Origin of the sequence: Cellulomonas humilata, assembly GCF_013359775.1 — a bacterium.
Classification (GTDB): domain Bacteria; phylum Actinomycetota; class Actinomycetes; order Actinomycetales; family Cellulomonadaceae; genus Cellulomonas; species Cellulomonas humilata.
Genome location: NZ_JABMCI010000047.1, coordinates 1 through 11,611 on the forward strand (window position 1 = coordinate 1; position 11,611 = coordinate 11,611).

Sequence of the window (11,611 nt, forward strand, 5' to 3'; positions counted from 1 at the left end):
CGCGACCGGGATCGACGCCCACCCCGCGTTCTGCCGCACCAACGCGATGTCCGTGAGGCCGTTGCCGTTGAAGTCCCCGGTGACCACCTTCACCCCGGCGGTGTTCGCCCAGGAGCCGATGAACGTCGGCGCCGACCCGTTCGTGACCTGCCACGTCCCGTCACCCACGGAGAACGCGACCGGGATCGACGACCAGCCCGCGTTCTGCCGCACCAGGGCGATGTCCTTGGCCCGCACCACCTGCGACGAGTCGGCGAGCTGGAGCGCCTTGGCGGCGTTGACCCGTCCGTAGCCCATCTCGTCGTTGCGCGTGCCGTTCGGGAAGTTCGCGACGTCGCCGTACGGCACGGTGCCGACCTTGTCGGCGGACCGCTCGATCAGGTCGCGCACGGCCGTCGCGGACAGCGACGGATCGAACGAGCGGAGCAGCGCGGCGACGCCCGCCACGTGCGGGGTGGCCGACGAGGTGCCGTTGAAGGTCTCGACGTAGTCGCCGGTCGTGTACCCCACGGAGCCTTGACGATCGGTCGTCGAGATGTGCACGCCGGGTGCGACGACCGAGACGCCCGGGGCGAAGTTGGAGCCCCACCAGTTCTCGCCGTCCGGGCTGGCGCTCGACTTGCGGTTGTCGTCCTCGCTGGACGCCCCGCACGCGATGACGAGCGGGTGACGTGAGGGGTACCGGTTGAAGGTGTCGATGTCCTCGTTCCCGGTCGCGGCGCACAGGACGACGTTCCGGTCGTGCGCGTACTGGATCGCCGGGTCGATGACGGTGAAGTCCCAACCGGTCGGCCCGACTCCCTCGCCCGGACCGTAGACGCCGAAGCTCATGCTGACGACCGAGGCCCCGTGGTCGGCGGCGTACCGCAGGCCGGCGGCGCACTCGGCGTCGGTCCAGTTCTGGAAGGCCAGCGGGAGCACCGGGCTGGCGCCGGCCACACCGGCGACTCCCGTGTTGTTGTCGAGGGCGGCCGCCGCGATCCCTGCGCACGCGGTCCCGTGGTTCCCCGTGGGGCTGCCGTCGGGCAGCATCGTGCCGAGGTTGACGCCCGGCTCGCTGAACCGCAGGTCGGGGTGCGTCAGGTCGCAGCCCTCGTCCAGCACGGCGACGATCGTGCTCGAGTCGCCCATCGTGATGTCCCACGCGGACGGCGCATCGATCCGCTGCACCCCCCACTGCGTGGCGAACAGGGTGTCGTTGGGGCTGAGCGTCGTCGGCGTCAGCATCGGCATGGTCTCCAGCCGAGCGTCCGCGACGACGTCGGCGGCCTCGGCCAGCAGGACGTCACGCAGCTCGTAGGCCGTGTGGGCCAGCGGGTCGGTCAGGACGAAGTACCGGTAGGGCTCGGTGTACCGGCTCCGGCCCTCGTCCTCGGTGAGCCCGTACTCGGCGAGCCGCGTGGCAAGACCCTCGTCGGCACCCTCGACCGGTCGGACGAGCAGGACGTTCGGGAGGGGGCACACGAGCCCCGCCTCCCCCTCGACCCCCGGGAACCGGTACACCGCTCCGAGCCACTCGGCGCGGTCCCCCAGCTGGTCCGCGACGCTCGCCGCCGCGGTGGGCAGGTCCTGCGGCACGCGCACCCAACGCAGGGTGTCCGAGTTGTTGATGCGGGTCATCGGAAGACGAGCACCCGGCCCGCCTGCGGTCGGCGGTCCCGCGCTCGCGTTCGGCGACGCGTCGCCGGCGTTCGGCGGTGCGGCGTCGTCGGCGATCGGCTCGAGGCCGATGGACGAGAGCAGCTCGTCGACGTCCCGGGTGTCGGCGTCGGCGGCAGGACCCGGCACCTCCGGACGGACGGTGACGACGGCCAGGCCCGGCTCCAGCGTGAGCGTCGCTCCGCTGCCGTGCTGAAGGGTTGACGGATATTCAGGCATCAGGAGACCTACCTACCCAGAGAGTGCGCAGAGTGTTGGGTGCATGTGTGGCGCGGCCAGCGGCGTCATGACGAGGCCCTGCGGCCGAGGAGGCGGCATGGATCGGCCGACGCCGCCCGACGATGGGCGTGCGCGCTCGGCCGCCGCCACGAGCCCCCCACGTCCCCAGCGGAAGCACGACCCACCGCCCCGAGCCCGAGGACCGGGCGATGGGCGATGCTCGTGCACTCACCGTACGGACCGGTTCGGAAGCGGACAATGGTTCGGCCCCGAGGGTGCCCAAAGGGGCAATTCGGGCACTGCACGGACTGCCGGGCCGGAGCGTTCACCGGTAAGAGTTACTTGCCAGTCAGTAACACTCACCGTTACTGTCGGGCGCCGGACGGACAAATCGCCCACATGTGCGCAACGACGTGACACGTGTCATCCGGGCGGTGCCGACCACGGCTCGTCTGATCGCCGACCGGTCCCAGGAGGCAACGATGCATTCCGTACGCCCACGCACCGCCACCACCCAGCGAGCACGGGGACTCGCCGCCGTGCTCGGCGCCGCCGCACTCGTCGCCGCCGGGCTGGTGGCCTCGACGGCCGCACCGGCCGAGGCCGCGATCGGCGACGTCATCTGGTCGCAGGAGTTCAACGGCGCCGCCGGCAGCGCCCCCGACTCAGCCGTCTGGAGCTACGACACCGGCGCCGGCGGCTGGGGCAACGCCGAGCTCCAGAACTACACGACGTCCCGCAACAACTCCGCGCTCGACGGGCAGGGCAACCTCGTCATCACCGCCCGCCGCGAGGGCGACGGGTCGTACACGTCCGCTCGGCTCCAGAGCAACAACAAGGTGGAGCTGAAGTACGGCCGCGTCGAGGCCCGCATCCAGATCCCGCGCGGCCAGGGCATCTGGCCGGCATTCTGGATGCTCGGCGGCGACTTCCCCCAGGCGTCCTGGCCGTCCTCGGGCGAGATCGACATCATGGAGAACATCGGCAAGGAGCCGCACCGCATCTACGGCACGGTGCACGGTCCCGGGTACTCGGGCGGCAGCGGCATCACCGGCGTGTACCAGCACCCGCAGAACTGGTCGTTCGCCGACACCTTCCACACGTTCGCCGTGGACTGGAAGCCCGGCTCGATCACGTGGTCGGTCGACGGCAACGTCTACCACCAGGTCACCACCGCCAGCGTCGGCGGCAACCCGTGGGTGTTCGACAAGCCCTACTTCCTCATCCTCAACGTCGCCGTCGGTGGGCAGTGGCCCGGCTACCCCGACGGCACGACCCAGCTCCCGCAGCAGATGAAGGTCGACTACGTCCGCGTCTACGACAACGGCTCGACCACGGGCGGCGGAGGCGGCGGCTCCCTCCCCACGGGCACCGGAACCCTCCGCGTCGCCAACACGCTGTGCCTCGACGTGCCCTGGGCCCAGACGCACGACGGCAACCCCATCCAGGTGGTCGGCTGCAACGGCAACGCCGCCCAGCAGTGGACCCGCGGCTCCGACGGCACGGTCCGGGCACTCGGCAAGTGCCTCGACGTGAGCGGCAGCGGAACCGCCAACGGGACCGTCGTGCAGCTGTGGACCTGCAACGGCACGGGCGCCCAGAAGTGGGCGTACGACTCCGGCACGCGGGCGCTGAAGAACCCGCAGTCCGGCCGGTGCCTCGACGCCGTCGGTGGCACGCCCGTCCACGACGGCCAGCGCGTGCACCTGTGGGACTGCCACGGCGGTGCGAACCAGCAGTGGTTCCTCTGACGCACTGACCCCGTCCGGCAGCCTGGTCGTCAGGCTGCCGGACGGGGTCGTCGTCGGGGCGACGCGCCCACAGCTCACAGGTAGCGGACCCCCGTCAGCTCCTCCGCCGCCGTCCAGAGTCGCCGTGCGACAGCGGGATCGCGGGCCTCGGGTCCGAGCCGCGCCTCGACAACCCTGCCGCGCGTCTCCCCCAACCCGGACGGGCCGAAGAACTGGCCGCCACGCACGTCCGGACCAGTTGCGGCGAGCAGCTGCGGCAGGGTGCCCTGCTCCACCGACTGCGTGACCAGCAGGCCGCCCCGTGCGATCACGCGCCCGAGCCGCCCCCGGTGCTCCCACGCGCGCGGGGTCAGGTTCGTCCGGGTGAGACCGGGGTGGGCGAGGACGCTGATCACCGGCGAGCTGGTGGCCCGCAGTCGGCGGTCGAGCTCGAGACCGAAGAGCGTGGTGGCGAGCTTGGACCGGCCGTAGGCAGGAGACGCGCGGTAGTCACGCTCGGACATGAGGTCGTCGAAGTCGAGGTGCGCGCGCTTGTGCGTGATCGAGCTGAGGCTGACCACCCGGGCGCTCGTCGCGGCGCTCAGGGTGTCGAGCAGCAGACCGGTCAGAGCGAAGTGGCCGAGCATGTTCGTCGCGAGCTGCAGCTCGAGGCCGTCGGCGGAGGTGCGGCGGGGGCCGAGCAGCACCACGCCGGCATTGTTGACCAGCAGGTCGACCGTCGTGTGGTCGGCCCTCAGCTTCGCGGCGAACTCGCGCACGGAGCCCAAGGAGGCCAGGTCGAGCTCCCGCACCTCGACGTCACCGCCGATGCGCCGGGCGACCTCGTCGCCGGCGGCAGTGTTGCGGACGGCGAGCACGACGTGGGCGCCGTGCCGGGCCAGCTCGGTGGCAGTCACCAGGCCGAGGCCGGAGGTCGCGCCCGTCACGACGGCCACCCGGCCCCGCTGGTCGGGGATCTGGTCGGCGGTCCATCCGGTCATCTGCTGCTCCCAGGGGTGTCGGTGCGGTGGAACGACGACGCTAGGAGCAGTGCGAGCAAGTTCGGTCGCCCCCCGTTGCCTAGGACTGCCAGACCTCCCTTGCGCACCCGACAAGGCCGCACACTGGCGGCATGACCGATCCGTACGCGCGCGAGCTCGGTGACTTCCTGCGCGCCCGGCGCGGCCGGCTGCAGCCGCGCGACCTCGGCCTGGAGCCGGGGGGCCGGCGGAAGGTCACCGGTCTACGGCGCGAGGAGCTGGCGATGCTCGCCGGGTTGAGCACCGACTACTACCAGCGGATGGAGCAGGGCCGGAAGGTACGCCCGTCGGACGACGTGCTCGACGCCCTCGCGGGCGCGCTCGGCCTCGACGACGAGGAACGACGGCACCTGTTCACGCTGGCCCAGGCCGCCCGCCGGCCGGACGCGCGGGTGGACCGCCTCCCCGAGGTGGTTCCGGACGGGACCCGTCGACTGCTCCGGGTGCTGGACACCCCGGCAGTCGTCCTCGGCCGGCACCTCGACCTGCTCGCCTGGAACCCGATGGCCGAAGCGCTGCTCGGCGACCCGGAGGAACTACCACCCGACCGCCTCAACATGCTGCTGCTGATGTTCGACGACACGCGCACAGGCGACCGGAGCTGCCCGGACTGGGAGCGGCAGGCCCTCGACTACATCGGCATGATGCGCGCCGCCGTGGCCACCGACCCCACCCATCCCCGGGCGACCGCGATCGTCGGCGAGCTGAGCATCCGCAGCGCCGAGTTCCGACGGCTGTGGGCGAGGCACGACGTCCGCGAGTCGGTCAGCGGCACCAAGACGTTCCGTGTCCCCGAGGTGGGCGACGTGGCCCTGCACTGGGACACCTATCCCCTGCCGGGCAGCCCCGGGCCGGTCCTGCTGGTCTTCACCGGCGAGCCGGGCAGCCCCGACGCGGACCGGCTCGACCTCTTGGCCTCGTTGCACGCGTCGCGGTCCACCGGCGCCGACGCGGTCAGGCTGTCCCGCGCCGTCGGTCGGTACCGTCAGGCATGAGCATCGTCGATCACCTCACGCCCCTGTTCGGCACCTGGCGGGGCACGAACCGCCTGCGGCTGATGCCCACCGACGACTACCAGGCCTCGGACGCCACCGCCACGATCGGGGTGACCGCGGCCCGCTTCGTGTCGATCGCCTACACCTGGGCCGACGGCGACGCACCGCAGGACGGACTCCTGCTGGTCGGTGGCGACGCCACCGCGGACGGCTGCCAGGCAGTCTGGGTCGACTCCTGGCACACCGGCCCGACGTGGATGAGCTTCACCGGCGGCGTCGGCGATGACGGCGAGCTGCGGCTCCGGGGCTCCTACCCCGCGGAGTCCGGACCGGACTGGGGATGGCACATCCACGTCCGACCTCAGGACGCCACGGTCACCATGCACAACGTGGTTCCCGAGCACGCCCCGTACCAGGTCGTCGAGCTCGCTCTGGAGCCCGACGACCTGGCGTGAAGGCCGTCAGCTGATCCTGCGCCGGTAGGCGGCCATGGCCAGGACGTACCCCAGGACGAGGATCCCGACGCACCAGCCGAGGGCGATCCAGATGTCGTTGCCGACGGGCTCCCCCGCGAACAGGTCCTGGATCGTGTTGACGATCGATGTGACCGGCTGGTTCTCGGCAAAGAAGCGCACCGGAGCCGGCATGGTGTCCGTGGGGACGAACGCCGAGCTGATGAACGGCAGGAAGATCAGCGGGTAGGAGAACCCCGCGGCACCGTCCACCGACTTCGCCGACAGGCCCGCGACGACGGCCAGCCAGGTGAGCGCCAGGGTGAAGAGCGCGAGGATCCCGGCCACGGTCAACCAGGACAGCAGGCTCGCCGAGGTGCGGAACCCCATCAGGAGACCCACCACCACGATGATGACGACGGTGATCGCGTTGGAGACCAGCGACGTCAGCACGTGCGCCCAGAGCACGGACGACCGGGCGATCGGCATGGAGTGGAACCGCTCGAAGATGCCGCTCTGCATGTCGGTGAAGAGCCGGACCGCCGTGTAGGCGATGCCCGACGCGATGGCGATCAGCAGGATCCCGGGCAGCAGGTAGTTCACGTAGTTCTCGGTGCCGGTCTCGATGGCGCCGCCGAACACGTAGACGAACAGCAGCATGATGGCGATCGGCGTGACCGCGGTGGTGATGATCGTGTCCGCGCTGCGGGTGATGTGCCGCAGGGAGCGGCCCGTCAGGCTGGCCGTGTCGTCGAGCAGGTGCGTGGTCATGACTTGTCCTTCCCGATGGTCTCGCGCACGTCGTCGTTCCCGACGAGGGCGAGGAAGATGTCCTCGAGGCTGGGCTGCTTCTCGACGTACTCGACCGTCGCGGGCGGCAGGAGCTGCTTGAGCTCGGCGAGCGTGCCGTTGGCGATGATGCGGCCCTGGTGCAGGATCGCGATCCGGTCCGCGAGCTGCTCGGCCTCGTCGAGGTACTGCGTGGTGAGCAGGACGGTGGTGCCCTGCGCCGAGAGCTCCTTGATGACCTGCCACACGTCGAGCCGCGCCTCGGGGTCCAGCCCCGTCGTCGGCTCGTCGAGGAAGACCACCGCGGGCTGCCCGATCAGGCTCATGGCGATGTCGAGGCGCCGGCGCATGCCCCCCGAGTACGTGGACACCCGTCGCGACCCTGCCTCGGTCAGGTCGAACCGGGCGAGCAGGTCGTCGGCGATCCGACCGGGTGACGGCAGGTGCCGCAACCGGGCGACGAGGACGAGGTTCTCCCGACCGGAGAGGATCTCGTCGACCGCGGCGAACTGGCCGGTGAGGCTGATGGACTCGCGGACGCGGAGCGGATCCGTGGAGACGGCGAACCCGTTGACCGTGGCTGCGCCGGCGTCCGCCCGCAGCAGCGTCGACAGGATCCGCACGATGGTGGTCTTCCCGGCTCCGTTCGAGCCGAGCAGGGCGAAGATGCTGCCCGGTGCTACGTCGAAGTCCACGCCTCGCAGCACGTGCAGGTCCTTGAAGGACTTCTCCAGGTTCTGGACGCGGATCGCGGGTTGTGGGGTGGTGGTGCTGGTCATGTCGGTCTCTCCTCTCAGCGGGCGTGCTCGACGGTGATGGCGCCGGCCCGCGTGCGTGCGCGGATCGCGACGGACTGCTCGGACTCGGCGGGGGCGCGGTCGCCGTCGAGGCGGTTGCGCACGTGCCCGTCGCGCGAGGACAGGTCGAGCCACGCGGGGACGCCGGGTCGGACGCCGACGGTGACCTGGCCGTAGCCGCTCTCGACCTGGATCGACCCCGTCGATACCTCGTGCAGCGAGATGGCGCCGTACGCGGTCTTCGCCGTGACGGAACCGAGCGCCGCAGCGACCTCCAGGTCGCCGTACGAGAGCTTCGCCTCGAGGTCTCCCCCGGACTCCCCGACGTGGATGCTCCCGTGCGACGCCTTGAGGATCGCGTCGCCGGTCACCGTGCCGAGCCGGATCTGCCCGTGGTCGGCGATGATCTCGGCCGAGCCGTCGGCGGTGCCGACGGTCACGTTGCCGTGCCCGGCGCGCAGCCACAGGTCGCCGGTGACGTCGAGGTCCACGGGGCCCATCGAGGCCTTGATCCGGGTGGCGCCGAGGCGTCCGGCGCTCCGGACGCCTCCCATCGACCCCTCGGCGGTGAGCCGCGAGCCCGCGGGCAGCTCGACCCGCACGTCGACCGACTCGGTCGGGCCGATCCAGCTCAGGCGGGGCTTCGGACCCGTGATGGTGAGCCGCTGCCCGTCGAAGTCGACCTTGGTCTCCTCCGCGCCCCGGCGGTCGACGGCCTTGGCCGGGTTGGTGCCGGTCACGGTCACGACCGTGTCGGCGCGGTCTCCGGCGACGATCTCGATCGCACCGACCGGAAGGTTGATCGCGATGTCGATCGGGGTCGGGGTGGTGTACGTGGGCATGCTGACGCCTCCCGGTGTCGGGGTGTGTTCGTCCCGCCCCGCGGGTCTGCGGGGCTGGTGGAGCTGTGCAGGCCGGGCTAGCGGGCCCAGCCGGCGAAGCTGTCGCCGGTGCGCAGCGCGCGCTGCGCGGATCGTCGTTGCCGGGGCTCGAGGGCGGAGGCGACCGCCCGCACGAGCCAGGTGTTGACGGACAGGCCGTCGGCGGTCGCCGCCTCGTCCACCCGCGCCTTGAGGGCGTCGGGCAGGCGCAGCGTCGTGCGCGAGGTGCTCACGTCGTCGAGGTCGACGGGTGCCGCAGGGGCGTCGTCGGTCTCGGGCTCGGTGCTCGGCTGGGCGACGACGAACTCGACCTCCCGGCCGCGCAGCCGCAGGTCGACCGATCCGGGTGCGAGGTCGCGCGTGATCTCGCCGACGGCGGCCGACAGGGCGTCGAGCAGCACGAGCCGAGCAGCGGCGTCGAGGCCCGCGACCAGTCGCTCGGCGACGGCCCGCGTCTCGTCCGTGCCGTGCTCGGCTACTTCCACCAGCTGGCGCTGGAGGTCGCTGACGTACTGTCCCAGGTCCATAGCACCATCGTGACACCACAGTGGTGTCACGTCAAGCCGCAGTGGTGTCACGCTGACACCGGGCTACTCCTCGCTGAGCGTGAAGGCCGGTCGCGGACGGGTGTCGACGGTCAGGCGGAAGATGTCGGGACGGTTGTAGTGCCCGGTCGGGTCGAACAGCCGACGCGCCGCGTGGACCCGCGCGAGGTCGATCTCCGCGGTCAGGATGGCCTCCTCGCGACGGACGGGCCCGGCGAGAAGCTCGCCGTTGGGCCCGATGATCACGCTGTTGCCCTCTTCCACCCAGCCCCCGTCGCCCTCCTTGACGGTCCAGACCTGGTCGCGGTGGGGGAAGTCGGCCGGGATCTGGTCGATGTGCGTGCACGGGTTGGCCCCGATGACGTAGCAGCGGCCCTCCCGCGCGAGGTGACGCAGGGTCGAGATCCAGGCGTCGCCGGGGGCCAGGGTGGGTGCGGTCCAGATGTCGACGCCCTGCGCGTAGAGGTAGAACCGCGCGAGGGGCATGTAGTTCTCCCAGCACGTCAGCCCGCTGAGCCGACCGTAGGGGGTGTCGACGACCGGGAGTGTCGAGCCGTCGCCCATCCCCCAGACCGTGCGCTCCGAGCCGGTGGGCATGAGCTTGCGGTGCTTGCCGAGCAGGCGACCGTCGGGGCCGAGGTAGAGCGTGGTGTTGTAGATCGTGGCGGCGTGCGGCTCGCGCTCCTCGACGTTGATGACCACGTGGACGCCGGCGTCCTGCGCGGCCGCACCGAGCGCTTCCGTGACCGGGCCGGGCACCACGACGGCCTGGTCGACGAGCATGGCGAACCACTCCTCGTCGCCGTCCCAGATGGGTCGCGAGTCCATCCAGATCGGTGTGCCCGGGATGAAGGCCTCCGGGAACACGACGATGCGCGCACCCTCGGCTGCGGCCTGCTTGATCAGCAGCACCGCCTTCTCGAGGCACGCCTGCTGGTCCATGAGCACGTGGGCCGCCTGGACGGCGGCTACCCGGGTGAGCGCCATCCTCCACCGTAGCGAGCCGGGTCCACCGTCGACAGGTGCTGGCAGCACCCTTGACGGCCCCCGTGGGGGCGCGGACCGTCGAAGTCAGCCGCACCCACGCGGCGGACCGTGCCCTTCGACGTCAGGAGTCGTCATGCGCACCGCACTCACCACCGCCGTCGTCGCCGGCCTCGGCGTCGTCGCTCTCACCGGCGGGTCCGCGGGACCCGTTCCGGGCGACCGGTCGCGAGGTCACGACCGGGTGATCACGTTCGACGTCCAGTTCTCCGGGTTCTTCCTGCTCGACTTCAGCGCGACGGGCGTCCGCGAGGTCACCGCCATCGACGACCCGGCACTCAGCCCCAGCCGAGGGGACCAGATCGTGTTCGAGGACACGCTGCTGCGCAACGGCGAGCCGGTGGGCGCCGGCGGGGGTACCTGCACGGTGACGTCGGTCGCGCCGACCGATCCGCCGATCAACCTCAGCTGCCAGGTGTCGTACCAGCTGAGCGACGGTCAGGTCGTCGCTCAGGGTCGGGCGTCCAACGCACCCGTGAAGACCCTCGCCATCGTCGGCGGCACGGGGAGGTACGTCGGCGCCAGCGGTGAGCTGGAGCTGACCGAGCTGGGCACCGCGGAGAACACCGGGACGCTGGTGCTCAGGCTCGAGCGGACGTAGGGCCACCCGTTCGACCCGCTGGGGTCCTCGACCAGGTCACGCCCGTGCTGCGCCGCGCCGAGCGGTCGGGTGGCGTGGCCTTCAGCACGAGGTCGGCAGGGTCGAGCGTGCAGTCGAGGGCGATCCCCTGCTCGTCGGGTCCGAGCGGCTCGAGCGTGGCCAGCTGGGTGTCGAGCAGGGACGCCGGCATGAAGTGCCCCTCGCGGGCGCTCATGCGAGCCGACAGCTGCGCGCGGGTGCCCACGAGGTGCACGAAGCGCACGTCCGGGGCAGCCTCGCGCAGGACGTCCCGGTAGGCCCGGCGCAGGGCAGAGCACGCGACGACCGTGCCGTCGGGGGCCGCCGCCAGCGACGCACCGACGAGGCGCAGCCACGGCCACCGGTCGGCGTCGGTGAGCGGCACTCCCCCGGCCATCTTCGCGAGGTTGGCGGGCGGGTGCAGGCTGTCGGCGTCGAGGAACGGGACGCCGAGCCGGTCCGCGAGCAGCGACCCGACCGTGGACTTCCCGCAGCCGGACACCCCCATCACGACGACGTGGCTCACCAGTCGTGGACCGTTCCGTCGGCCAGCCGGTTGTACGGCAGGTAGGCGGTCTCGTACGGGTACTTGCCGGCCTCGTCCACGTCGAGCTCGACGCCGAGCCCGGGGTTGTCGCCGGGGTGCAGGTAGCCGTCGGTGAACGTGAACGACTGCCGGAACACCGAGTTGGTCTTGGCCCCGTGCTGCATGTACTCCTGGATGCCGAAGTTGTGGATGGCCAGGCCCACATGCATCTGCGCGGCCAGACCGACCGGGGAGATGTCCGTCGGGCCGTGGAACCCGGACTTCACCTGGTACTGCGCGGCGTAGTCCATGACC

13 protein-coding genes are annotated in these 11,611 nt (G+C 71.4%); 4 read left to right on the plus strand and 9 right to left on the minus strand.

Annotated features, from left to right (window positions below; translation table 11 throughout):
* The coding region (locus tag HP550_RS03860; RefSeq protein WP_175346282.1) for a S8 family serine peptidase at positions 1–1,878 on the minus strand (1,878 nt) is incomplete at its 3' end.
* A 482-nt stretch (positions 1,879–2,360) separates the two neighbouring features.
* Here HP550_RS03860 and HP550_RS03865 point away from each other — a divergent pair.
* A complete protein-coding gene (locus HP550_RS03865) occupies positions 2,361–3,629 on the plus strand; it encodes a glycoside hydrolase family 16 protein (RefSeq protein ID WP_175346283.1) in 1,269 nt (422 codons plus the stop codon).
* Between the two features lie 74 nt (positions 3,630–3,703).
* On the opposite strand, the gene HP550_RS03870 is transcribed toward HP550_RS03865, so the two are convergent.
* A complete protein-coding gene (locus tag HP550_RS03870; RefSeq protein ID WP_175346284.1) occupies positions 3,704–4,609 on the minus strand; it encodes an oxidoreductase in 906 nt (301 codons plus the stop codon).
* 131 nt (positions 4,610–4,740) lie between these two features.
* Here HP550_RS03870 and HP550_RS03875 point away from each other — a divergent pair, with 131 nt between their 5' ends.
* Together HP550_RS03875 and HP550_RS03880 are read left to right on the plus strand one after the other, a co-directional pair.
* Positions 4,741–5,643 carry a helix-turn-helix transcriptional regulator gene (locus HP550_RS03875; protein ID WP_175346285.1) on the plus strand — a complete coding sequence of 301 codons (903 nt, stop codon included), beginning with the start codon at positions 4,741–4,743 and terminating at the stop codon, positions 5,641–5,643.
* Positions 5,640–6,098, plus strand: coding sequence for a DUF1579 family protein (locus tag HP550_RS03880; RefSeq protein WP_175346286.1), 459 nt, complete (start codon positions 5,640–5,642; stop codon positions 6,096–6,098). The genes HP550_RS03875 and HP550_RS03880 overlap by 4 nt, the downstream gene beginning before the upstream one ends.
* A gap of 6 nt (positions 6,099–6,104) precedes the next feature.
* On the opposite strand, the gene HP550_RS03885 is transcribed toward HP550_RS03880, so the two are convergent.
* The 5 genes from HP550_RS03885 to HP550_RS03905 form a co-directional block, all read right to left on the minus strand.
* Positions 6,105–6,866, minus strand: coding sequence for an ABC transporter permease (locus HP550_RS03885; protein WP_175346287.1), 762 nt, complete (start codon positions 6,864–6,866; stop codon positions 6,105–6,107).
* Positions 6,863–7,663, minus strand: coding sequence for an ABC transporter ATP-binding protein (locus HP550_RS03890; protein WP_175346288.1), 801 nt, complete (start codon positions 7,661–7,663; stop codon positions 6,863–6,865). The genes HP550_RS03885 and HP550_RS03890 overlap by 4 nt, the downstream gene beginning before the upstream one ends.
* Before the next feature lie 14 nt (positions 7,664–7,677).
* Positions 7,678–8,523 (minus strand): DUF4097 family beta strand repeat-containing protein, encoded by an 846-nt coding sequence (locus HP550_RS03895; protein WP_175346289.1) that lies wholly within the window; start codon positions 8,521–8,523, stop codon positions 7,678–7,680.
* Positions 8,524–8,600: 77 nt separating this feature from the next.
* On the minus strand, positions 8,601–9,089 hold the full coding sequence (locus HP550_RS03900; RefSeq protein ID WP_175346290.1) for a type II toxin-antitoxin system HicB family antitoxin: 489 nt from the start codon (positions 9,087–9,089) through the stop codon (positions 8,601–8,603).
* A gap of 63 nt (positions 9,090–9,152) precedes the next feature.
* Entirely contained in the window at positions 9,153–10,094 is a 942-nt protein-coding gene (locus HP550_RS03905; protein WP_175346291.1) for a carbon-nitrogen hydrolase family protein, read from the minus strand.
* Between the two features lie 133 nt (positions 10,095–10,227).
* Here HP550_RS03905 and HP550_RS03910 point away from each other — a divergent pair, with 133 nt between their 5' ends.
* Positions 10,228–10,752, plus strand: a complete 525-nt coding sequence (locus HP550_RS03910) for an allene oxide cyclase barrel-like domain-containing protein (protein ID WP_175346292.1) — start codon at positions 10,228–10,230, stop codon at positions 10,750–10,752.
* Here the strand turns inward: HP550_RS03910 and HP550_RS03915 are convergent.
* Together HP550_RS03915 and HP550_RS03920 are read right to left on the minus strand one after the other, a co-directional pair.
* Positions 10,733–11,296, minus strand: coding sequence for a gluconokinase (locus HP550_RS03915; protein ID WP_343047967.1), 564 nt, complete (start codon positions 11,294–11,296; stop codon positions 10,733–10,735). The genes HP550_RS03910 and HP550_RS03915 overlap by 20 nt on opposite strands.
* The coding region (locus HP550_RS03920; protein ID WP_281362119.1) for an enolase C-terminal domain-like protein at positions 11,293–11,611 on the minus strand (319 nt) is incomplete at its 5' end. The genes HP550_RS03920 and HP550_RS03915, both read right to left, overlap by 4 nt.